Here is a 23,028-nt window from a genome sequence, read left to right as displayed (position 1 = left end):
GCGGCGTTCCGGGGTCAGACCCTGCGGTGTCCGTACCGCCCGCGGGACGCCTTGCGCAGGGCCCGCCGACCGGTTTCGCTGATACGGCGCAGCCGCGGGTAGCGGGCTCGGCTCTGGCGGGAGACCCGGTCCAGCTCCTCAGCCAGTTGCTCGGCCCGCTTGTCGAGGTCGAGTTCGGTCAGCATGCGGTCGATCTCGGCGAGCAGCGAGCCGTGCAGCTGCCAGTGGCGCGGGTGTTCCTGCACGCGGGCGAGCAGCACCTGGGCGACGTGCTCGCGGCTGATGCGGGCGGCGTCGAGCTCGACGGCGAGGAACGCCTCCGCCTCGTCGGCAGCCGTGCTGACCTGACTGGTGATCAGGGTGGCGAAGCTGTCCACGGCGCCCGCCAGATTGCTCAGCAGTTCCTGGACGGCGGGGGCCACCTCCGGGGGGAACAGCGGCTCCTCCTCGCGGCGCGCCGCCAGGTCCGTCATGGTGCGGGTCATGGTGCGCAGGATGACCGCGCAGACCTCAAGGGTGTCCAGGCCGGTCCGCAGGACGACGCGGGTGAGCAGCGGCTCCTTCACCCGCGGGTTGAACCGCACGCTCTCCTCTGCCTGGATGATGGAGGCGTCCACCTGGGCGATGTCCTGGTCTAGACGCCTGGCCTCGGCCAGCTTGGCCGCGGCCCGGTGGACCGGGGTGCGGCCCTCCTCGGTCTCCTCGCTGAGGCGGCGCAGCAGTTCGCGCATCCTGGCCGCCTGTTCCTCGATGTCCTGGCTGGCCGAGCGGACCCATACCGGCGGCACGAACAGCGTGTTGAACAGCAGGCCGACGACCGCCCCGATCACCGTTTCCACCACGCGGTCCAGCGCGGCGCCGGTCACCTGGCTCACCCCGAGGACCAGCATCGCGCTGATTCCGACCTCGGGCACGAACTCGCTGACGCGTACCAGGTGGCCGACGGTGAGCGCGGTGAGGAGCAGCAGCCCCAGGCTCCACCAGCTCAGGCCGACGAGGGTGCTGAAGGCGGTGGCCACGAGCACGCCGGCGATGACGGAGTTCACCCGGCGGATGCCGGTGGTGAGCGTCGCGTAAAGGGTGACCTGCACAACGAGCAGCGCGGTCAGCGGCGCCAGAAGCGGCGCGGGAACGTCCGTCAGCCACAGCGCGACGATGTAGGACATGGTCGCCGCGGTCACGGAGCGGAGCGTCTGCACCGCGACGGGCTCAGTGCTGCGCTTGGCGATGTCCATGATCTGATCGTGAACGTCCGGCACTCTCGGCTCCTTTCGCACCGCATGCTCCGATGCAGGAAAAAGATGTCATTACCGGGGCGAATCGGAGTGAACCCGCGGATGCTCTGCGCGTCAGGCGCCTAGGGTGAGGCCATGTCTTCGATTTACGACCGCTGGCTGAACGAGTTGTGGAACGGCGACCTGGAAGCGCTGCCGGACATCGCGGCCGGCCTGGTGGCGGAAAACTTCACCGGGCACTGGCCGGGCAGGCCCGGGCTGGTGCGCGGGCCCGCCGCCCTGGCCGAGGTGATCCGGCAGGGGCGCTTGCCGTTCGAAGGGTTGAGGTTCGCCGTCGAGGTGGGCCCGCTGGCCGACGGCGACCTGATCGCGGCACGCTGGTCGGCGCGGGGGGCGTACGCGGGCGGGGTGCACGCCCTGCCCGGGGTCACCGCGCCCCCCGGCACGCCGGTGGAGTTCCACGGCCACGACATCCTGCGGATCGCGGACGGGCGGCCCGTGGAGTACTGGGTGATCTCCGAGGCCGAGCAGCTCATGGCCCAGCTCGCCGGCGGCTGACCCGCGGTTCCCCAAACGCCTGCGGAAGGCGCCCGGACGCCAGCACAATGTGTGTATGAGTGATGACGAAGAGGAGCTGCCCGAGCCACACCGCGTCATCCGGATGATGCGGCTGGACGACCCGGTGGCCGTCATTGCCGACTCCGAGGCGTGGCGCGCCAGGGACACCTACCCGGACATCCTGCCGCGCGGGCCGATGTTCGCCGTCACCGAGCAGGAGGCCGACGGGCGGTGGCGGGTGCTGACGGCCGACGAAAGCGGCCCGCAGGGCTCCCGCGACGAGCTGGGCCGGACGTGCCGGATGCGTGCCCGGGCCGCGGCGGACGCGGGCCGCGGCGCGGTGGAGCGGGCGTGGATGGCCGCGGCCCGGCGGATGGACCGGGAGAAGCTGGACGAACTGCACGTCGCCGACTGCCGGTTCCGCATCGCCAGGGGCGACATGTTCCTGCGTCTCGGCCCTGAGGGCCCGGAGCCGCCGCGGCCGAGCGACCCCGACCCGATGCCCGCCGGCCGCGGTCGGCAGGCCAGGTCCCGCACCGCGGGCTTCCTCATCGACCCGACCGCGGCGACCGGGATGTCGGAAGGGCTGCTCAAGCTCGACCTGCTGAAGTACGTCTACGCCTCCGCCGTCATCCCCGTCGACGTCCGCGCCGACTCCGTGCTCGCGCTGCACACCCACCCGGGCGGCGTGCTGCTGCCCCCCGTGTTCAGCGTCTTCGTGCGCGGAACGGGCGCCGGCTGGATCGCCAGGGCCACGGGAGCGGATACGCCGCAGGAGGCGCGGGACGGTCTGGCGCGGCGCTTCGAGACGCTGCTCCCCGCGTCACTGCGCAGGACGCGGAGCGGACCGCCCGGCCTGCCGGAGATGCCGCAGCAGCTCAAGAACGTCATGGCCGGCCAGCTCGGGCTGCTCGATCCCGGCGTGGAGCGGCTGACCGACGAGCAGCTCGCCGAGTGCGCACGCGCGGCCACCCGCCTTTCCGGCGAACGGCTGGACCGGATCGTGGTGCTGGGCAGGCACTTCCGCATCACCCGCCTGGAGCGGCTGGTCCGGCTGGGCCCGGACGGGCCCGAGCCGCCGCGCCCCTCCGACTGGGACCCCGAGCTGCCGGTGGAGGCCAATGCGCCACCGGAGGGGGCCGACGATGCCGCGCGGGCGGACGAGGGCTGACGCCCCGGCCGGCTAGGCGGCGCGCAGCGCTGCGGGCGCGGGCGTGGGCGGGGGCGCGGGCGTGGGCGCGGGCGTGGGTGCGGGCGTGGATGATGGCTGGGGCAGGGCGAGGCTCATCAGGGTGACTATCTCGCCCTGTACCTGAGGGGTGAACAACTCCTGCTCGCGCGGAGTGAGATGCAGCCGGGCCGCGCCGCCGTGGCCGCCGGTGAGGCAGGCATTGAAGACGCGCATCAGCAGGATGAACTGGCCTGCGGGCAGTCGGGCGCGCAGCGACTCGATGTGGTGGTCGAGGCGCGCCGGGCCGGTCTCTGTGTCCATGCGCTCTATCGTGCGGGCCGGGACGCGCCGAGGGAAGGACGCCTCAGGTGCGCGGAAACCACTCGCGGGCGGCCCCCGCGGGCCGTTACGGTGCCGTGGTGGCGAAGCTCAATCAGATCATCGCAGTGGAGAAGGGCGTCAAGTCCAGGACACAAGCGGACCTGACGGCCGTTCAGCACGGCCTGACCAAGCCGGCGCTGCTGGCCGGTCTGTCCCGCACCTATCAGCCGAAGGACGAGGAGGGCGAGCAGCTGCCGCCGGAGTCCACCCGGGTGCAGGTCAAGGCCGAGGAGGTGCTGCGCGACACGGCCAGGACGCTGACCCGGCTGTTCGACGTGACCGCCACCAAGGACTGGGCGAACTGCACGGCGCGGGCCGACGTCACCGTCGACGGCCGCACGCTGCTGCGCGACGTGCCGGTGTCCTACCTGCTGTTCCTGGAGAAGCAGCTGGCCGACCTCGCCGCGTTCCTGCGGAAGCTGCCCGTGCTCGACGGCGCCGAGTCCTGGTCCCTCGACCCCTCGACGGACTGGTGGCGCACGGAGCAGGTGCGGACCGTGCGCACCAGGAAGGTGCCGCGCAACCACGTGAAGGCGGAGGCCACCGAGAAGCACCCGGCGCAGGTCGAGGTGTACTACGAGGACATCCCCGTGGGCTACTGGACCACCGTCAAGTTTTCCGGGGCGCTGCCCGCGCGCCGGGTCAACGAGCTGCTGGAGCGCATGGACAAGGTGCAGCAGGCGGTGAAGTTCGCCCGGGAGGAGGCCAATGGCCTCGACGTCGAGGACCGGCGGGTGGGCGACGCGGTATTCGGCTACCTCTTCGGGCAGTGAGCGGGTAGCCTCGTCAACTCCCCGGTACCGCGTGGCTCGCGGCGCCGGGGTGCGCCGAAGGAGCGCAAGCTGACACTGAAGTTTGTCGTGAGTGATCAATCTCAGACTCTCGCTCCAGATTCAGCATCGCCGTTCATCGCCCGGCCGGCCGGGCGCGGGCAGAAGTGTTGAGAATGCCGGTTCGACTCCGGCCCGCCGCGCCACGTGCGGCGGTGGCTCAAAGGCAGAGCGCGACCTTTTACCTTGATCCGCGCCACTCGAACGCCGGGTGTGCCACGAGCGGCACCCATCCGGGCCCGGGGGCCGGCTATGCCCCCGGGCCCTTCCGCGTCCGGGCCCGGCAGGATGAAGCCATGCGACTGCACGCCATCACCTGGGAGCGGCTGGCCGCGGCGCTCGCCGACCGCGTGGCCGGGCTGCGGCCGGAAGGCGGCGCCGCCTGGCCGCGGGTGCTGCTCGACGGCGCTCCGCCCACCCGTGCGGGAGACCTGGCGCGGGACGTCGCCGAGGAACTCCGCCTCCGCGGGCGCCCGGCGCTCGTGGTAGGCGCGGGCGGCTTCCTGCGCGCCGCATCGCTGCGCCTGGAGTACGGCAGACAGGACCCCGACGCCTACTACGACCTGTGGCTCGACACCGGCGCCCTGTGGCGCGAAGTGTTCACCCCGACCGACGCGGGCGGGACCGGCCGGGTGCTGCCCGATCTGTGGGACGCGGAACGCGACCGGGCCACGCGCAGCCCTCACGTCTCCCTGCCGGCCGGCGGCGTGCTTCTGGTGCACGGCACCTTTCTGCTTGGGCGCTGGTTCCCCGCGGACCTGGCCGTGCACCTGAGCCTGTCGCCCGGCGCCCTCGCCCGCAGGACCGCGGAGGAGGACCGGTGGACGCTGCCGGCCTTCGCCCGCTACGAGGCGGAGGTGGCGCCCGCCGATGCGGCGGACATCGTGGTGCGGGCGGACGATCCGCGGCGCCCCGCCTGGAACGGTGCGTCCCGCCCGGCCGGATGACCGAAATCCCATGCGACGGGGGGCGTTGCGGGGCGAACGCCCCCGGCCGGGAGGCGAAGCTGCCACACTGGGTGTGCAGTCGATCGACGGACAGTTATCAGGGGTGGTGGCGATGGACGACGTCGGGAGGCCCTATGACACGGAGGAAGTGCTGCACGCGGTGGCGCTCATCCAGGCCCATCTCGCGGAGGACGAGGAGGCGGTCAAGGCCCTCCAGGACGAGACGGAGGAGAGCGCCCGGCAGTGCGCCCGGTCAATGTTCGCGCTCGCCCACGTCATCGTTTTCGGCCAGATCATTCCTGAAATGTGGGTGATCAAGCAGAATATGGACTTCGGCCACACCAGCCGCGTCCCCGAGCTGAATCTCGCCATCCACGTGCTGAAGCGCATGGAGGAGCGCATCGGCCTCGCCCATGTGCACCCCGTGGTGGGCGCCCTGTCCGCCGGCGACGTGATGGACCTGATCATCCAGTGCACCGGCACCAGGATGGAGGACGTGCCGGGCTTCCTCGACACGGTGCGCGAGCGGACCCTGCGCACGGCCCGCTTCTGAGGCCCGCGCCCTCCGCCGCCCGCCGGGCCCGTCAGGCCAGCCGCCGTATCTCCCCGCGCACCCGGTAGAAGCCGCTGCTCGACGCGTGCACCGAGTCCACCACGTACCTGGCACCCGCCTGCCGTATGTGCCGGGGGAACTGCACGTTCCACCGCGGGTCGTATCCGTCCGTCACCACGTGCACCCGCAGCCGCGGCCCGTCCTGCACGCACTCCACCAGCACCCCGCCGCTTGGCACCGCGGCGACCGTCTCCGGCGCCGCCGCCGGGGTGTACGTGGGCAGCGCCGCCGCCGACTTGACGTCCACCGCGGCGGGCACCCGGCCGTCCTTGGCCTCCGCGATGGCCGCCTCGCTCGCGTCGATGCAGGCGAGCGAACCGTCCGTGGTCACGATGAACAACTGCTCGTTCAGATACTGCATCGACAGCGCCGAGCCGCCGCCCGTGCCCAGCTTCCACAGCCGCGTGCCGTCCTGCGCGAAGCAGTACACGGACGAGGCGCTGTCCCCGGCGAACACATACCTGCCGTCTGGCGCCGCGGCACACGAGTACACCACCGTGTCGCAGGCGTACGTCGCCTCCACCCGCCCGCTGCGCTTCGCCAGCCGCTGGACCACCCGCCGGTCCGTGCCCGCGTAGACCGCGCCGTGCTCCTGCCAGCCGAACAGCACCGCGCCCCTGGTCTGCGTGTGCCACAACTCCCCGCTGCCGTCCGGCGCATACGCCGTCACGCCCTTGCCGTGACCGTGGTACACCGCCCGCGCGTCGCGCCGCACCATCCACGCGTGGTCCCCCGTGCTGCGCCGCGACCACTGGAACTCGTCCTCATGGTCGATGACCGTCAGCCCGCCCTGCCGGTCCGACACATTGAGCACGCCCTCGTGGATGTCCAGCCAGAAGATGTCGACATCGGCCGCGATCTCGTAGGCGGCGAACGGCAGCTTGGAGGACAGGTCGTACACCGTCCCGTCGTCGCAGCCGGCGTAGATCCAGAAGTCGTCCGCCACCAGGCACTTGACGCCGTCCGGCAGCCGGTAGTGGGCCAGCACCTCCCCGTCGTGCGCCAGCGTGTGCACGTCGCCGCTCTGATTGCCCACCCAGCAGCGGTCCTCGTCGATGTGAATGCCGAACGCCGAGGCCCCCGTGCGGAAACGCCACAGCACCGGCGCCACCGCCCTGGCCGTCGAAGGTGCCGACGTCACCTGACGGCGGGTCACCGCCCGCGCGGCGCGCCGCCCCTGCACCGCGGGCTCGTAGCCCTTGCGGACCTTCTCTCCTATCTTCCTGGCCGCCGCGTCCCGCGCCTTCTGAGGTGTGGCGAACGCCGTCGTCTTCAGCTGCCCCGAGGTCCCGATGCGCCCGTAACGCACGGACACCACCGTGCCGTTCACCGACACCTCGTAGAACTTGTGCGCACCGCCGCCATCCTCGGACAGCTCCAGGTACGTCTTGGTCTCGGGCACGGCAAGCTCCTTCCCCCTCGGCCACCGTGGCCGGGATCGCATGTACAGAACGTTAAGGGCCGCCACTGACAACGCGACGGGTGGCGCCGCCGGAGGCGACGCACCGCCGGTGCTGTCCGAGCCCGGCGATAGCGTGGGGGCCATGGACCGCATAGACACGGACGAGATCCCCGGGCGCGGCGGCCCGGCGGCCACCGTCGAGATCCGGCCCGGTGCCGTCGGCCCGGTGCGCACGCAGTACGCCCCCGAGCCGGACGGCGATCCCGACCCGGGCGAGATCGTCTGGACCTGGGTCCCCTACGAGGAGAACGACGGACGCGGCAAGGACCGCCCCGTTCTCGTCGTCGCCCGTGAGACGGGACGCGAGACCCTGCTCGCCGTTCAGCTCACCAGCAGGGACCGCGACCACGACGACGAGTGGCTGCCCCTGGGCTCCGGGCCGTGGGACACCAGCGGGCGCGACTCCTGGGTGCACCTGGACCGCGTGCTGCGCGTCCATCCCGAGGGGATGCGCCGCGAGGCGTGCGCCCTGGACCGCGCGCGCTTCAACCGCGTGGTGCACAGCCTCCAGTTGCGGCACGGCTGGCGCTGAGGCCCATGACGGGTGACATACCCCCCGGCCTGCTCCGGGAGCGCTTCGTGGTGCTCGACTGCGAGACCACCGGATTCAGCCCGGAACGGGGCGACCGCATGGTCTCCCTCGCTCTGGTGACCGTCGAACAGGGCCGGGTCACGGACCGCTGGAGCAGCCTCGCCGCCCCCGGCCGGGACACCGGGCCCGTGCACGTCCACGGCATCACCAACGCCGAGGCCGCGGCGGCCCCGCGCTTCGCCGAGCTGGTCCCGCACATACTCCCGCGGCTGGAGAACGCGGTGCTGGTGGCTCACAACGTCGGCTTCGACCTGCGGTTCCTCGCCACGGAGCTGGAGCGGGCCGGCAGCGAACGGTTGCCCGCGACGGCGCTCGACACCCTCCGCCTGGCCCGGCGGTTCCTCCCCGAGCTGGACAACCACCGGCTGACCACGTGCGTCGCCGCGCTGGGCGTTCCGCACCGAGCGCACCGCGCGGACTCCGACGCCGAGGTCACCGCCGCGCTGCTGATCGAGCTGCTGCGGCGGGCGGCGGCCGACGGGCATACGGACCTGTCGCGGCTCTCCGCACCGGCCGCCGAGGTACTGCGCGCCGAGCGGCGCAAACGCGTGCGGTGCGATGCCGCCACCGCCGGTATCGGCGCGGCGCACCGCGCCGCGCACCTCCTCGTCGACGCCTGGGAGGGCGGCGCCGCCGGCTGGCACCGCGCCCTGACCTGCCTGGGCACCGAAGGGTGCCCCGAGGTGGGGCGGCTGTGGGGGTGGTTCGGCGGCATGCTGTGTGAAGAGACCTCGGTCTTCGGCCCGCCCCGCCCCGGGCTCGCCCGTTCCGCGCTGCTGGCGGGGTTGCGGCTCCAGCTCGCCGACGAGGGCGCGAACCGCGAGGACGTCACCCACATCGTGACCCACCTGGCGGCCCTGGACCGCGGCACGGCAACGCCCGTGCACCTGCTGGGGCTCTTCCCCGAGCAGGCCGCCGCCATCGCCGCCCTTCCCGACTGCCGCGGCTGCTGGTCCTGCGACGCCGTCGGGCTGTGCGACACCGGCAGTCCCGGCCGGGCGCTGGTCTCCCACTACGGCCCGGGCACCGCGCACGCCGATGACCTGGCCGCGCGGCTGCCGCTGCTCGCCGACGCAGGCGACCTGGCGGCGCTCGGCAGGGGCGCGCGGTACGCGGGCCAGGCGTGGGAGAGGGCGGAGCGCGCCGACGAGGCCGTCCGGCTGTGGCAGTGGGCCGTGGACGGCGGGGCACGCGACGCCGTCGTCTTCAACCGGCTGTCCATGCACCACGAACGGCACCGCGGTGACCACGCCACCGCGCTCGCGCTGTGCGAGCAGGCCCTCGCGGTCCGTTCCGGCCCAGGGGCGCGGACGGCCTGGGAGGCCATCGCCCGCCGCGCCGAACGGTGCAGGCGCCGCCTGGCCGAAGCCATGGCCACCTGATCCGGGGACCGGGCCAGGGGGCGGCCTAGGGTGGCAGCCACCGGACGGAAGACGAACAAGGAGACAGCAGCGGTGACGGACTCACTGGCCCCCATGCCCACCGACTGGCAGCGCGCGCTCGCCGTCGTCGCCCACCCGGACGACCTGGAGTACGGCGCCGCCGCCGCGGTCGCCGAGTGGACCGGCGCCGGCCGCGAGGTGGCCTACCTGCTCGTCACCCGCGGCGAGGCGGGGATCGACACGCTCCCGCCGGAGGAGAGCGCACGGGTCAGGGAGGCGGAGCAGCGCGCGAGCGCGGCGCTCGTGGGGGTGGAGCAGGTCACGTTCCTCGGCCACCGGGACGGGGTGATCGAGGAGGGAGTCGCTCTGCGGCGCGACCTGGCCGCGGCGATCCGTGCCCACCGGCCCGAGCTGCTGATCACGCTCAACCACCGCGACACCTGGGACTTCGGCGAGCGGGCCTGGAACACGCCCGACCACCGCGTCGTCGGCCGCGCCGTGCTGGACGCCGCGGGGGACGCGGGCAACCGGTGGATCTTCCCCGAGCAGCTGGGCGACACCGGCCCCGGGCCGTGGGGCGGGGTGCGCTGGGTCGCGGTGGCCGGGTCCCCCGAGGCGACGCACGCCCAGGCGGTCGGCGACGCCTCGCTGGAACGGGCCATCGCCTCGCTCGCGGAACATCGCGCGTACATCTCCGCCCTCGGGGACCAGGAGCCGCCGGCCTATGCGCGGGAGCTGCACACCACGATGGCGGACGCGGCGGCGGCCAGGTTCGGCGGGCGGCGCTGCGTTCCCTTCGAGCTGTTCTCGCGCTGATCGTTCCGGGCCGGGAGCGCCCGCGCCGCCGCGTTCCCCGTGACGCTCCTCACGCCCCGGACGCGGACTACGGCCGCGCCTAGGAGAACCGGGTGACTCGTGGCCGGGACCTTCGGCCCGCGCGGCCGGGTCCTCCGGCCGTGCGGGGCCCGGGCCCCAGGTCACGGCGCGGACATGCCCAGGTCGGGCGCCGCGGGAGCTGGCGGACGGGACCGTCCCCGGGCGCGGCGGGCCGGCGGCGCCCGCCGCTTGTTCCGCCGGCTCCGGCTACGGCCCGGCTTCGTAATAACGGTGCTTGTCGCCCGTGGGAGCCGCCGACTACCCAGGAGATTCGCCCGGCCCGCTCCGGCCGGAATCCCCGACTCCCCGAGGTGGTCCCCCATGCCGAAGCACATCGCGCTCCGTTCCCGCGCCGCCGCCGTCATCACCGCCGGCCTGTGCGGCTCCGTGGTCCTCACCGGCGCCGCCGCCGCGGACGGCGGCCAGAGCGGCATCCTCGCCACGCACAGCGCCGCCGAATCCGTCACCGGCCGGGCCGCCGCCGAGAAGACCGGGCAGACCGAGAAGACCGAGAAGGCCGAAAAGGATGACGCGTCCTGGGTCTCGCCGATATCGGACGACTACGAGCTGACGGCGACCTACGGCAACAGCGGCGACCGCTGGGCCGCCAAGCACAGCGGCCAGGACTTCGCCGTACCGGTCGGCACCCCCGTGCAGGCCGTGCACGACGGCACCGTCGTGAAGGCCGGCGGCAACGGCGCGGGCGACGGCCCCGCCTACGGCAACGCCGTCGTGATCAAGCACGACGACGACACCTTCACCCAGTACGCGCACCTCGCCGAGGCCGACGTGAAGGCGGGCGAGAAGGTCGAGGCCGGCGACGAGATCGCCACGTCAGGAAACACCGGAAACAGCAGTGGCCCGCACCTGCACTTCGAGGTCAGGACGACCGCGGACTACGGCTCGGCCATCGACCCGATGAAGTTTCTCCGTGAGCAGGACGCCGACGTGTGACCCATGCGGCCCGCACCGTCAGCCCGCCGGCGCGGCGGCCCGCTGCCTGCGGCACTCCACCGCGAGCGCCGGATAGGCCGCCGCTATCGCGTGGAAGACCCGCTCGGTGAGCAGCCGCCGGCCCTCCGCCCGGCAGTCGCCGGGCGGCAGCGCGTCCAGCAGCGAACCGTGCGGGGCCAGCGCGTCCCGCAGGTACTCCACCCGCCAGCGCGCCAGCTCCCTCGGCTGCGCCGAATCCGCCGTGGCGGGCTTGGGCCGGTGCCCGAAGGACACCACGGCGCGCTGGGCGTCCCGCAGGTTCCGGTGGCGGATCGCGCGGTCCGTCAGCTCGGGCGGGGACAGCAGGGGCAGGTCGAGCCGGACCTCGCGGATCGCCGCGAGCGCCAGGTCCCGCCGCCTGGCCCGCGCCTGCCGCAGCGCCTCCGCCCGCCGCCGCAGCAGATCCCGTGCGGCGGCGAACTCGGGGCTCCGCTCCGCCTCCCGCACCCGCGAGACCAGGAACAGCTCGGTGGGCGAGGCCAGATCGGGCCCGCCGAGGAAAGCCCGCACCAGGGACGGCGTCCAGCCGCGGGCCCGCAGCGTGGCCGTGGAACAGTAGGTCGTGGGGGGCCGTGGACGGGACAGAACCATCGTCGCCTCCTCCGCTCGGAGACGGGAGCGAGCACCGTCGCAGAGGTGATGCCCGCGGGACCGGCCCGCTATACGTCCGAGTGGGAAAGCGGGCAGGTCAGAAAAGGGGCGCGGGCAGCACCCCCTCATGGGCGAGCAGCACCCGCTTCGTCTCAAGACCGCCGCTGAAGCCGCCCATGCTCCCGCCCGCCGCCACCACCCGGTGGCAGGGGACGACGACCGGCAGTGGATTGGCGCCCATGGCCGCGCCCACGGCGCGGGCCGCCCCCGGATCGCCGACCCGCCGGGCCAGCTCCCCGTACTCCAGGACACTGCCGAACGGCACCGACGCCGCCAGCTCCCGCAGCACCTGCCGGGTGAAGCCGGACACGAGCGACCAGTCCAGCGGCAGCCCGAACGCGCGCAGCCGCCCCTCGAAGTAGGCATCCAGCTCGGCCGCCGCCCGGCTCAGCACCGGATGCCGCTCGTCGTGTACCGGATCGGCGCCCAGCTCCCCGGCGAGGCGGCCGAGCGCCCGCCGTATCCGCCCCTCGTCCGCCCGGAAGCCGACGGTGACCAGGCCCGCACCGGTCGCCGCGAGCAGCAGCGGGCCGACCGGCGAATGCCGGACGGCCCATGCGCACTGAGTCTCACCAGTCATGACGGGCAGCCTAGGCGGGGCCACTGACAGCGGCGTTCCGCTCAGCCGTCGAGGGCGGACCGCACCACATCCGGGAAGTTGGTGATGATCCCGTCCACGCCGAGATCCGCGACGGCCCTGGCGGTGGTCCCGTCGTTGACCGTCCAGGTGTGAACCTCGACCGGCTCGCCGTGCGGCCCCTCCACCGCCTGGATCTCCGCCACGTAGGCGGCGGTCAGATCGCCGTACCTGGGGTTGATCTGGTCGGCGTAGGCCGCGTACTCGGGAAGGTCCGCCACCTCGGGCGTGCCGAGGAACCCGGTCTCGACGCCGGGTGCCAGCTCGTGCACGGTCCGTACCGACTCCGCGCCGAAGCTCTGTATGACCAGCCGCGTCCCGGGCGGCTCCGGGACCAGCCAGCCCGACGCCTCCAGCTCGGCGAGGATGTCCGCCTCGATGCCCCGGTACAGCTCGGGGGCCTTGATCTCCAGCAGCAGCCGCTGGTCGTTCCGGGTCAGCCGGTCGAGGAACTGTGCCAGCGTCGGCACCGGTTCACCGGCGAACTCCTCGCCGAACCAACTGCCCGCGTCCAGCCGGGCGATCTCCGCGGCGGTGAAGTCGGCGACGTTCCACGGGGCCCGCCCGGGGAAGACCTCCTCCACGTCGGTCGTGCGCGCCAGCGTGGTGTCGTGGACGAGGACCAGCTCGCCGTCCGCGGTCCGCTGGACGTCCGTCTCGACCCAGGTCGTGTCCAGCGCGGCCGCCGCGTCCGCCGCGGCCAGGGTGTTCTCCGGGGCGTGGCCGGACGCGCCGCGGTGGGCGACGACCAGCGGGCCGTCGGCCGGCGCCGCGTGCTCGGCCCGCTCGGCCGCCGGCACGGCCGCCTGGTCCTGCGCGGCCGAGGCGACGGGCGCAAGGCCGAGGGCGGCCAGCGTGAGGCCGGCCAGCCAGCCGACCCAGTCGGATGAGGCGTTGAACGGCATGGGGGGACTCCTTGCTTCCCGGTGTCCGGACGCGTGCAGGCTGCCCGGCCGGCGGAAACAGGCGGGGAGGAGAACAGTGACCGTCAGTTGAACAGCGGACGGCGGACGGTAGGCGTGCCACGGTTGTCAGTGGCGGGTCGTACGGTGGGGGTCATGCGGCCCGTTTCAGAGATCGAACGCACGGTGGCGCCCTTCGAGGTCGTCAGTCCCTATCAGCCCAGCGGCGACCAGCCCGCGGCCATCGCCGAGCTGGAGAAGCGCGTCACCGGGGGCGAGAAGGACGTGGTGCTGCTCGGCGCGACAGGCACGGGCAAGTCGGCGACCACCGCGTGGATGATCGAACGGTTGCAGCGCCCGACGCTGGTCATCGCTCCGAACAAGACGCTGGCCGCCCAGCTGGCCAACGAGTTCCGCGAGCTGCTGCCGAACAACGCCGTGGAGTACTTCGTCTCCTACTACGACTACTACCAGCCCGAGGCGTACGTTCCGCAGACGGACACGTACATCGAGAAGGACTCCTCGATCAACGAGGAGGTGGAGCGGCTGCGGCACAGCGCGACGAATTCACTGCTCACACGGCGGGACGTGGTCGTGGTGGCGTCCGTCTCCTGCATCTACGGCCTGGGCACGCCGCAGGAGTACGTCGACCGGATGGTTCCGCTCAAGGTGGGGGAGGAGTTCGACCGCGACGCCCTGCTGCGCCGCTTCGTCGACATCCAGTACACGCGGAATGATCTGGCCTTCACCCGGGGCACCTTCCGGGTGCGGGGCGACACCATCGAGATCTTCCCCGTCTACGAGGAGCTGGCCGTCCGGATCGAGATGTTCGGCGACGAGATCGAGGCCCTCTCGACGCTGCACCCCCTGACCGGCGAGGTCATCTCCGACGACGAGCAGCTGTACGTGTTCCCGGCCTCCCACTACGTCGCCGGCCCCGAGCGCATGGAGCGGGCGGTCTCCGCGATCGAGTCCGAGCTGGCGGGGCAGCTGGCGGCGCTTGAGCAGCAGGGCAAGCTGCTGGAGGCGCAGCGGCTGCGGATGCGTACCACGTACGACATCGAGATGCTGCGCCAGATCGGCACCTGTTCCGGCATCGAGAATTATTCGCTGCACGTCGACGGCCGTGAGACGGGTTCGCCCCCGTACACCCTGCTCGACTACTTCCCCGAGGACTTCCTCCTGGTCGTGGACGAGTCGCACAACACGGTGCCCCAGATCGGCGCGATGTACGAGGGGGACGCCTCCCGCAAGCGGACGCTCGTCGAGCACGGTTTCCGGCTGCCCTCCGCCATGGACAACCGGCCGCTGAAGTGGGAGGAGTTCCAGGAGCGCATCGGCCAGACCGTCTACCTGTCGGCGACGCCCGGGGCGTACGAGCTGTCCCGCGGCGACGGTGTGGTGGAGCAGATCATCCGCCCGACCGGCCTGATCGACCCGGAGGTGGTGGTCAAGCCCACCGAGGGGCAGATCGACGACCTCGTGCACGAGATCCGGGGGCGGGCGGAGAAGGATGAGCGCGTCCTGGTGACGACGCTGACCAAGAAGATGGCCGAGGACCTCACGGACTACTTCGTGGAGCTGGGCATCCGCGTGCGCTACCTGCACAGCGACGTGGACACGCTGCGGCGGGTCGGGCTGCTGCGGGAGCTGCGCTCCGGCGAGTTCGATGTCCTCGTCGGGATCAACCTGCTGCGGGAGGGGCTCGACCTGCCGGAGGTGTCGCTCGTCGCCATCCTCGACGCCGACAAGGAGGGCTTCCTCCGCTCGGGCACGTCGCTGATCCAGACGATCGGCCGCGCCGCGAGGAATGTGTCGGGGCAGGTCCACATGTACGCGGACCGCGTCACTCCGGCGATGGAGAAGGCGATCGACGAGACGAACCGGCGGCGTGCCAAGCAGATCGCGTACAACGAGGCGCATGGGATCGATCCCCAGCCGCTGCGCAAGAAGATCAACGACATCGTCGCGACCATCGCGCGCGAGGAGGTCGACACCAAGGAGCTGCTCGGCACCGGCTACCGGCAGGGCGGCGAGTCCAAGGGCAGAGCGCCGGTGCCCTCGGTGCCGGCGGGCGGCGGCAAGAAGGAGCTGACCGACCGGCCCGCGGCCGAGCTGGCGGAGACGATCGAGCAGTTGACGGAGCGGATGCGGGCCGCGGCGGCGGAGCTCCAGTTCGAGATCGCGGCCCGGCTGCGCGACGAGGTGTCCGATATGAAGAAGGAGCTGCGGCAGATGCGGGAGGTCGGGCTCAAGTAACCCCGCACGGACTTCCGGGGTGCCGGCGGTGGCGCGCGCCGCCGCCGGCACCCCGATGGCCGGGGCCCGGGGCCCGGGGGCCGGGCGGTCAGCGGGTGACGCGCACCCGGGCCGACCGTTCCTCGCCGCTGACCTCGACGCCGAGGGTGACCGTTCCGGGGCGCAGCCCGGTGAGCTCCCCGGTCGCCGGGTCGTACGCGGCGATGTCGCGGCGGCCCGCGTCGTCGGGGTCGCCGATGTGCAGCCGTCGGGAGCCCGTCCAGTCGGCGCTCACCGGGGAGGCGACGGGCACCTCGCGGGCGGTGCCCCGCGTGTTCTGCGTGAGGACGGCCTCCGCGGCGGCCGTCTCGCCCGCGCCCAGGGCGTCCGGGGCGGTCAGCTCCAGCCCGTCCACGTGCGGCCTGGTCTGCACCGACAGCCAGTCGGGCAGCACCTCGTGGGGCCGCTGCCTGGCCCTGGCCTGCTCGCCGCGGGACACCTCGTCGACGCCGACCAGTGCCCAGCCGGAGAAGCCGCCCTCGGCGGCGGGCGCGGACGGTGCCTTCCCGGCGTTCCCACCGATGAACCAGGGCACGCCGGACAGGTGGTAGGAGTCGAAGATCCCGACGTGCGCGCCGAAGTAGGCGGTGCCCTTGCCGGTCTCCCGGCGGAAGTCGGTGAGCCAGTCCTCCAGCAGCGCCGCTTCGAGCCGGTCGGTCAGCTGGCTCGCGGGCTGGGCCGTGGTGTCGCGCGGCGGCACGTGGCCCATCACCACGACCGACCCGACGGAACGGTCGCCCGCCGCGTCGTCGAGCTGCCCGCGCAGCTCCTGCATCTGGTCCCAGCCGCCGCCGCGCAGGGTCAGCGACGAGGTGTCCAGCGTGATGAACCTGGTGCCCTCGTGGTCGAACGTCATCGGGCTCTCGCCGAACTCGGCCTCGAATGCGTCGATGGAGCCGCCCATCACCTCGTGGTTGCCGGGCAGGTAGTACCAGGGCAGGTCGTCGCCGAGCTCGTCCTCTATCACCTCGCGGGCGAAGTCCAGGTCGGCGGGCGTGCCTTCGTCCACCCAGTCGCCGTTGATCACGACGAAGTCGGGGTCGGCGGCCCTGGCCTCGCGCAGCGTGCGGCGGGCCGCGGCGACGATGTCGCTGTCCGGGTCCCTCGCCACGAACTGGGCGTCGGACACCACGGCGAACTGCCAGTCCCGCCCGGCCGCCTCGGCGGCGGAGCCGATCAGCGGATCGTCGTGCCGCCCGGCCGGGGGCAGCTCGGCAGCGGGCGGCGTCCGGGCCCGCAGGTCGTCGATGACGATGCTGTCGGCGTACGCCTGGTCCGGCCGCGTCTCGGCGACGTAGAAGCGGTGCACCGACAGCGGGTAGGCCACGCCCTCCGGCACGTCGAACGTGACCTGCCGCCAGCCCTCCCAGGTGATGTGCTCGCCGCGCAGCACCTGCGCGGTGCCGTGGGCGTCCTTCAGGTGCAGGGACGGCCAGGAGCCGCGGCCGTCGCCCTCGATCCACAGGGTGAAGCTCTGGGGCTGCCCGGCGACCGGGATGTCGGCGGGCGGCGTGGCGTAGGCGGCCCTGGTGGCGGTGCTGAGGCCGAAGTCGTACGTCATGCGCAGCGCGCCGCCGTCGTGGCCGGCGGGTTCGGGGGCGAGGGAGCCTTCGGCGCGGGCGTGGCTGAACGTCCAGTCCCCGGCGTTCTCGAAGTCGGCCACGGCGGTGTCGTCCAGGCCGACGGTGACGGCCAGCACGGTGCTGGTCCCGGCCACCGTGACCTCGACCAGGCCGGACGCGGAGGGCGCGCCCGAGGCCGCGGTGACGCGGAAGCCGCCGCTCGCCGGGTCGGGCTCGATGGTGAACAGCGAGGTGTCGTAGGTGAGCGCCACGTCGGCGGGCTCGATGGGGGCGGAGGTGCCTGCGGCGTCATGGCCCAGGATGCCGAACGTGCCGGTGGCGTCCGGGTCGGCGAGCCCGACGCGCCTGGCGGTGGGCTCGATGCGGTCAAGTTCCCCGACGACGGTCAGTTCCGTGGCGCCGTCGGCGCGGTGGCGGGAGGCGGTGACCTCGGTGGTGCCGGAGCGGCCCGCGTGGAAGACGCCGTCCCGGTCGACCGTGCCGACACGGGGGCGCGCCGAGTGCCAGCGGGGCGCGGGGGAGTCGGCGGGGCCGTACGTCTCGTCGTGTGCGATGGCGGTCAGCTGCCGCGTGAGTCCGGGGAAGACCCGGTCCGGGTGCCCGCCGGGCACGGTGTCGCCGGTCGGCGCGACGGCGGGGTCGGCGGCGGTGCCGACGCGGAAGCCCGTTGCCGTCCCGCTGCCCTCGGGCGCGGTGATGGCGAGGCCGTTGGGCACGGGACGTTCCTCGCCGTCGGAGGGGCTGTTGACCAGGTCGGGTTCCGAGGCTCCCGGGTCCCGGGCGAGCAGGGTGCTGGAGCCGCCGCCGTCGAGGTTGAGCGCGTTGTGCGCGCCGAGGTCGGCCATCATCACGGCCAGCTCCGTGAGGGTGACCCCGCCGGAGTGCGACTGCCGGCCGTCCACCGTCAGGATGTGCATGTCCTGCCCGTCCCGGGAGAAGCCGACGGCCGTGCGCGGCGCGGTCGCGTTGTTCGGCCTGCCCTCCCAGTTCTGCGGCTCGCCGTCGACGACGAGCAGCCCGCGTCCGCCGACCGCGGTCGTGGGCAGCGGCCCGCCGTCGCCGGTGCGCGGGGCGTATTCGGTGGCGACGGCGTCGCCCGCGGCCAGGGCGCCCAGCGTCTCCGCGCCCGCTTCGCGGCCGAGGAGCACGAAGGCGTCGTCGGGTATCGGCCCGCCGCCCGCCTTGTCGGACACGGAGGCCACCAGCCCGTCCTCGACGAGGACTTCGGTCACGTCGGCGGCGTCGGCCACGGCCTGGGCGCGGTCGGCCTCGCCCCACTGCGGGGTGTAGAGGCCGATGCCGTCGGTGGGGACGTCCGCGGCGTTGTAGGTGGCCAGCGGGGTGCGGCCGCCAGGCAGAACGGCCGTTCCGTCGAAGTACAGCTCCAGGATGCGGCCGGCGCTCTCCGGGCCGATGCCGACGGCCTCGGTGACGCCCGTTCCGGTGCCGGGACTCGCGGAGTGCGTGAGCCGGCCTGCTGAGATGCCGGTGCCCAGCGGGGCCTGGGTGGCGTTGATGTCGAAGAAGTCGCCGTTGATGGCGGCGACGGTGGTGCGGCCCTCGCCGGGGTCGTGCGCCGCGGCCAGCTCGCTGACGGGTGCGGCGTCCGCGACGTTCTCCGGTGCGAGGTAGTCGACGCGCAGGTCGCTGGTGAGGTCGATGCTGAGCGCCTGGGCGCTCAGCCACTTGTCCGATTCGAGGCGGTGAAACGTGCTCAGCTCGGCGCCCGGGGCGACCGGTTGCTCGGTGCGCGACAGCTCGATGCCGTCGCCGTCGACCACTCCCGCCGGGCCCGCCGACACGGCCGCCGCCGGTGCGGTGGCCGGTGCGGCGGCGGCCGGGGCCGCTCCCGGCGGCGCGAGACCGATGGTCAGAGCCGACGCGGCCCCCACCGCGATCAGCGAACGCACGCAAAGTCTTCTGCGCGCAGCGATTCCTGACACAGGAACTCCCTAGAAACGCTTGCCCTGACTGCGCGTTGCGCGCAGCCGGCGGTCAGCGTTCCAAGGGAGCCCCCTTCCCACCAGGGGGTCGTCGGGAACTTCCGGGAAACAACTGTCCCGGCTCAGCTCCCGCGTGATGTCTGCGAACGCCGCGCGGTCCGCGGTTTCCGCGTGCGCTCGGGGCGCAGATCAGGGGCGTCGCTGATGGAATCGCCCAGCAGATCCCGCAGGAACTTCCCGGTGTGGCTGGCCGGAACGGAGGCCACCTGCTCCGGGGTGCCCTCGGCGATGACGAGGCCACCGCCGCTGCCGCCCTCGGGACCCATGTCGACCACCCAGTCGGCTGTCTTGATCACGTCGAGGTTGTGCTCAATCACGATCACCGTGTTGCCCTTGTCGACCAGATTGGAGAGGACCGCGATCAGCTTGCGGATGTCCTCGAAGTGCAGCCCGGTGGTGGGCTCGTCCAGCACGTACACCGTGCTGCCGGTGGAGCGCCGCTGGAGCTCGGCGGCCAGCTTGACGCGCTGCGCCTCGCCGCCGGAGAGCGTCGGCGCCGGCTGCCCGAGACGTACGTAGCCCAGACCCACGTCGTTGAGCGTGCGCAGGTGGCGCGCGATGGCGGGCACGGCCTCGAAGAAGTCCAGCGCCTCCTCGATGGGCATGTCCAGCACTTCGGCGATCGACTTGCCCTTGAAGTGCACGTCCAGCGTCTCCCGGTTGTACCGGGCGCCGTGGCAGACCTCGCAGGGTACGTACACGTCGGGCAGAAAGTTCATCTCGATCTTGATGGTGCCGTCGCCCGAGCAGTTTTCGCAGCGGCCGCCCTTGACGTTGAACGAGAAGCGGCCCGGCAGGTAGCCGCGGACCTTGGCCTCCACCGTCTCGGCGAACAGCTTGCGGACGTGGTCGAAGACCCCGGTGTACGTGGCCGGGTTGGACCGCGGGGTGCGGCCGATCGGCGACTGGTCGACGTGCACCACCTTGTCCACCAGATCGTCGCCTGTGACGCGGGTGTGCCGTCCCGGCACGGCCTTCGCGCCGTTCAGCTCGCGGGCCAGATGCGTGTAGAGGATGTCGTTGACCAGCGTCGACTTGCCGGAGCCTGACACACCGGTGACGGCCGTCAGCACGCCGATGGGGAAGGCGACGTCCACGCCGCGCAGATTGTGCTCGCGCGCGCCGTGCACCGTCAGCCGCCGCTCCGGGTCGACCGGCCGCCGCTCCACGGGCGTCGGGATCGACCGTGCGCCGGACAGGTACTGCCCGGTCACCGAGTCCTCGTTGGCCAGCATCTCGGCCAGCGGCCCGCTGTGCACGACCTTGCCGCCGTGCTCGCCCGCGCCGGGGCCGATGTCGACCACCCAGTCGGAGGTGCGGATGGTGTCCTCGTCGTGCTCGACGACGATCAGCGTGTTCCCCAGGTCGCGGAGCCGGACCAGGGTCTCGATCAACCGGTGGTTGTCCCGCTGGTGCAGGCCGATCGACGGCTCGTCGAGCACGTACAGCACGCCGACCAGACCGGAGCCGATCTGCGTGGCGAGCCGGATGCGCTGCGCCTCGCCGCCGGAGAGGGTGCCGGCCGCCCGGTCGAGCGAGAGGTAGTCCAGGCCGACGTCGACGAGGAACCGCAGCCGCTCGTTGACCTCCTTGAGCACGCGCTCGGCGATGGTCTTCTCGCGGGCGCTCAGCTTCATCTCGCGCAGGAAGTCGGCGCACTCGCTGATCGACATGCCCGCGACATCGGCGATCGACCGGTCCTGCACGGTGACGGCCAGGATCAGCGGCTTGAGGCGGGTGCCGTGGCAGGCCGGGCAGGGTGCCTCGCGCATGTAGCCCTCGAAGCGCTCGCGGCTCGAGTCGCTCTCGGCCTCGGCGTGCCGGCGCCTGATGAACGGCAGGACGCCCTCGAACGCCGTGGTGTAGGCGCGCTCCTGCCCGTGCCGGTTTTCGTAGCGGACCTCGATCTTGGTCTTGTGCCCGTGCAGCAGCGCCTTCTTCGCCCGCTGCGGCAGGCCCTGCCAGGGGACGTCGGTCCTGAAGCTCAGCGCGTCGCCGAGCGCGCCCATCAGCAGATTGAAGTAGCCCCTGGTGTGGCCGTGGGACCACGGGTGGATCGCGCCCTCCTCCAGGGTCTTCTCCGGGTCGGGGATGATCAGCTCCGGGTCGACCTCCATACGGGTGCCGATGCCGGTGCACTCCGGGCAGGCGCCGAAGGGCGAGTTGAACGAGAAGGACCGCGGCTCCAGCTCCTCGAACGACAGGTCGTCGTAGGGGCAGTACAGGTGCTCGGAGAACATCCGCTCGCGCTGCGGATCGTCCTCGGGCAGGTCGACGAAGTCGAGCACCACCATGCCGCCCGAGAGCCCGAGAGCCGTCTCCACCGAGTCCGTCAGGCGGCGCTTGGCGCTGCTCTTGACGGTCAGGCGGTCCACCACCACCTCGATGGTGTGCTTCTCCTGCTTCTTCAGCTTGGGCGGGTCGGTCAGCTGCACCGTCGCGCCGTCCACGCGGGCACGGCTGTAGCCCTTGGTCTGGAGGTCGGAGAAGAGGTCGACGAACTCGCCCTTGCGCTCGCGCACCAGCGGCGACAGCACCTGGAAGCGGCTGCCCTCCTCAAGGCCGAGCACCTTGTCCACGATCGCCTGCGGCGACTGCCGCGCGATGGGGCGGCGGCACTCGGGACAGTGCGGCTTGCCGATGCGGGCGAACAGCAGCCGCAGGTAGTCGTAGACCTCCGTGATCGTGCCGACCGTCGAGCGCGGATTGCGCGAGGTCGACTTCTGATCGATCGAGACCGCGGGTGACAGCCCTTCGATGAAGTCCACATCGGGCTTGTCCATCTGCCCGAGGAACTGCCGAGCGTACGCGGACAGCGACTCCACGTAACGGCGCTGGCCCTCGGCGAAGATCGTGTCGAAGGCGAGCGAGGACTTCCCCGATCCCGACAGCCCGGTGAAGACGATGAGCGAGTCGCGCGGGAGGTCGAGCGAGACATTCCGCAGATTGTGCTCGCGAGCGCCACGAACGATGAGTCGGTCGGCCACGCCGGATGGCACCTTTCTTGTGTGATCAAGGGGACCGCCGGATGTGGGGAACCCCCGTCCAAGAGTATGGGCGGCATCGGACAAATGTCCCCCGGATGCCGGGGCCCCTACCGCTCCGCACCCTATAGCACGAGCGTTCGATTCTCGGCATTCTCGTGCCGCACCCCCTCTACTTTCCCTCGACCGAGTGATCCGGCTAGCGTGGCGATCATGACCGGACCCGCAGCGGATCTCGCCACCCTCCAGGACGCCACGGACCACTTCCTCGCCGCTATCGAAGCCCTGGGCGACGGCGACGTCGCGGCGCCCTCGCACCTGCCCGGCTGGACGCGCGGCCACGTCCTGGCCCACCTCGCCCGCAACGCCGACGCCCTGGACAACGTGCTGCACAGGCGCCCGATGTACGCGAGCGAAGCGGCCAGGAACGGGGACATCGAGCGCGACGCCAACCGGCCGGCCGCCGTCCACCGCGCGGACGTGCGCGACAGCGCCGCCCGCCTGGCCCGGACGGCCGCACAGTTGACCGGCACAGACTGGCAGGTCACGGTGACCCTGCGCAACGGCGTCACCGACTCGCTCGACAACATCCCTTTCCGCCGCCTGACCGAGATCGAGCTGCACCACATCGACCTGGGGATCGGCCGCACCGTCGCCGACCTGCCAGGCGCCTTCCTCGACCGCTCCCTGGAGAGCCTCGCCCGGCGCTTCGCCGGCCACCCGGCACTGCCGCCGCTGGAACTGCGCGCCGAGGACGGCCGCCACTGGCGCACCGGCGGGGAGAGCGGCGAGAACGACGGGAACGGTGAGCGGCAGGTCGTCGTCGGCACCCCCGCCTCCCTGGTCGGCTGGCTGACCGGGCGCACGTCCGGCAGCGGCCTCACCACCGCCGGTTCCCTGCCCGCGCCGCCGCCGCTCTGACACACTGGC

The 23,028-nt window shown here is 72.5% G+C and carries 19 protein-coding genes; 11 read left to right on the top strand and 8 right to left on the bottom strand.

The annotated features are described in order from the left end of the window. Positions 1-14 precede the first annotated feature (14 nt). Complete coding sequence (locus RM779_RS20380) at positions 15-1,235, bottom strand: FUSC family protein (protein ID WP_311619269.1); 1,221 nt, start codon at positions 1,233-1,235, stop codon at positions 15-17. Positions 1,236-1,370: 135 nt separating this feature from the next. On the opposite strand from RM779_RS20380, the gene RM779_RS20375 reads away from it, so the two are divergent. After that, positions 1,371-1,793: an ester cyclase gene (locus RM779_RS20375; RefSeq protein WP_311619167.1), complete on the top strand. Its 423-nt coding sequence runs from the start codon at positions 1,371-1,373 to the stop codon at positions 1,791-1,793. Positions 1,794-1,848: 55 nt separating this feature from the next. Further along, entirely contained in the window at positions 1,849-2,964 is a 1,116-nt protein-coding gene (locus tag RM779_RS20370) for a DUF5954 family protein (RefSeq protein WP_311619166.1), read from the top strand. Between the two features lie 12 nt (positions 2,965-2,976). On the opposite strand, the gene RM779_RS20365 is transcribed toward RM779_RS20370, so the two are convergent. Beyond that, positions 2,977-3,285 (bottom strand): hypothetical protein, encoded by a 309-nt coding sequence (locus tag RM779_RS20365; RefSeq protein WP_311619165.1) that lies wholly within the window; start codon positions 3,283-3,285, stop codon positions 2,977-2,979. 98 nt (positions 3,286-3,383) lie between these two features. Here RM779_RS20365 and RM779_RS20360 point away from each other — a divergent pair, with 98 nt between their 5' ends. From RM779_RS20360 to RM779_RS20350, 3 genes are all read left to right on the top strand, one after another. After that, on the top strand, positions 3,384-4,118 hold the full coding sequence (locus RM779_RS20360; protein WP_311619268.1) for a DUF7873 family protein: 735 nt from the start codon (positions 3,384-3,386) through the stop codon (positions 4,116-4,118). 353 nt (positions 4,119-4,471) lie between these two features. Next, positions 4,472-5,122, top strand: coding sequence for a nucleoside/nucleotide kinase family protein (locus tag RM779_RS20355; protein ID WP_311619164.1), 651 nt, complete (start codon positions 4,472-4,474; stop codon positions 5,120-5,122). Between the two features lie 112 nt (positions 5,123-5,234). Then, on the top strand, positions 5,235-5,675 hold the full coding sequence (locus RM779_RS20350) for a DUF6224 family protein (protein ID WP_311619163.1): 441 nt from the start codon (positions 5,235-5,237) through the stop codon (positions 5,673-5,675). 31 nt (positions 5,676-5,706) lie between these two features. Here RM779_RS20350 and RM779_RS20345 read toward each other — a convergent pair whose 3' ends face one another. Further along, positions 5,707-7,179: a WGR domain-containing protein gene (locus tag RM779_RS20345; RefSeq protein WP_394813346.1), complete on the bottom strand. Its 1,473-nt coding sequence runs from the start codon at positions 7,177-7,179 to the stop codon at positions 5,707-5,709. A 100-nt stretch (positions 7,180-7,279) separates the two neighbouring features. Here RM779_RS20345 and RM779_RS20340 point away from each other — a divergent pair, with 100 nt between their 5' ends. The 4 genes from RM779_RS20340 to RM779_RS20325 all read left to right on the top strand — a co-directional run bounded on the left by RM779_RS20340 (position 7,280) and on the right by RM779_RS20325 (position 11,001). Then, positions 7,280-7,729: a type II toxin-antitoxin system PemK/MazF family toxin gene (locus tag RM779_RS20340; protein ID WP_077063690.1), complete on the top strand. Its 450-nt coding sequence runs from the start codon at positions 7,280-7,282 to the stop codon at positions 7,727-7,729. A 5-nt stretch (positions 7,730-7,734) separates the two neighbouring features. Then, positions 7,735-9,171, top strand: coding sequence for an exonuclease domain-containing protein (locus RM779_RS20335; RefSeq protein WP_311619161.1), 1,437 nt, complete (start codon positions 7,735-7,737; stop codon positions 9,169-9,171). Positions 9,172-9,264: 93 nt separating this feature from the next. Continuing rightward, positions 9,265-9,987 carry a PIG-L deacetylase family protein gene (locus tag RM779_RS20330; RefSeq protein WP_311619267.1) on the top strand — a complete coding sequence of 241 codons (723 nt, stop codon included), beginning with the start codon at positions 9,265-9,267 and terminating at the stop codon, positions 9,985-9,987. Between the two features lie 381 nt (positions 9,988-10,368). Beyond that, positions 10,369-11,001, top strand: a complete 633-nt coding sequence (locus RM779_RS20325; protein ID WP_311619160.1) for a M23 family metallopeptidase — start codon at positions 10,369-10,371, stop codon at positions 10,999-11,001. 18 nt (positions 11,002-11,019) lie between these two features. Here the strand turns inward: RM779_RS20325 and RM779_RS20320 are convergent, their stop codons facing one another. The 3 genes from RM779_RS20320 to RM779_RS20310 form a co-directional block, all read right to left on the bottom strand. After that, complete coding sequence (locus RM779_RS20320) at positions 11,020-11,631, bottom strand: hypothetical protein (RefSeq protein ID WP_311619159.1); 612 nt, start codon at positions 11,629-11,631, stop codon at positions 11,020-11,022. A 97-nt stretch (positions 11,632-11,728) separates the two neighbouring features. Continuing rightward, positions 11,729-12,271 (bottom strand): methylated-DNA--[protein]-cysteine S-methyltransferase, encoded by a 543-nt coding sequence (locus RM779_RS20315; RefSeq protein ID WP_311619158.1) that lies wholly within the window; start codon positions 12,269-12,271, stop codon positions 11,729-11,731. 41 nt (positions 12,272-12,312) lie between these two features. Then, on the bottom strand, positions 12,313-13,233 hold the full coding sequence (locus tag RM779_RS20310; protein WP_311619157.1) for a glycerophosphodiester phosphodiesterase: 921 nt from the start codon (positions 13,231-13,233) through the stop codon (positions 12,313-12,315). 153 nt (positions 13,234-13,386) lie between these two features. Here RM779_RS20310 and uvrB point away from each other — a divergent pair, with 153 nt between their 5' ends. Then, positions 13,387-15,489 carry an excinuclease ABC subunit UvrB gene (gene uvrB, locus RM779_RS20305; RefSeq protein ID WP_311619156.1) on the top strand — a complete coding sequence of 701 codons (2,103 nt, stop codon included), beginning with the start codon at positions 13,387-13,389 and terminating at the stop codon, positions 15,487-15,489. Between the two features lie 88 nt (positions 15,490-15,577). Here the strand turns inward: uvrB and RM779_RS20300 are convergent, their stop codons facing one another. Beyond that, on the bottom strand, positions 15,578-19,021 hold the full coding sequence (locus RM779_RS20300) for a phosphodiester glycosidase family protein (protein WP_311619155.1): 3,444 nt from the start codon (positions 19,019-19,021) through the stop codon (positions 15,578-15,580). Between the two features lie 155 nt (positions 19,022-19,176). Beyond that, a complete protein-coding gene (uvrA, locus tag RM779_RS20295) occupies positions 19,177-22,101 on the bottom strand; it encodes an excinuclease ABC subunit UvrA (protein ID WP_311619154.1) in 2,925 nt (974 codons plus the stop codon). Between the two features lie 210 nt (positions 22,102-22,311). Here uvrA and RM779_RS20290 point away from each other — a divergent pair, with 210 nt between their 5' ends. Then, positions 22,312-23,019 carry a maleylpyruvate isomerase family mycothiol-dependent enzyme gene (locus RM779_RS20290; RefSeq protein ID WP_311619153.1) on the top strand — a complete coding sequence of 236 codons (708 nt, stop codon included), beginning with the start codon at positions 22,312-22,314 and terminating at the stop codon, positions 23,017-23,019. Positions 23,020-23,028 lie beyond the last annotated feature (9 nt).

It is taken from the genome of Streptomyces johnsoniae, assembly GCF_031845565.1.
In the GTDB taxonomy this organism is placed as follows: Bacteria; Actinomycetota; Actinomycetes; order Streptomycetales; family Streptomycetaceae; genus Streptomyces; species Streptomyces johnsoniae.
The sequence above is the reverse complement of the archived record's forward strand: the minus strand, read 5'-3'. Positions and strand labels throughout refer to the sequence as shown.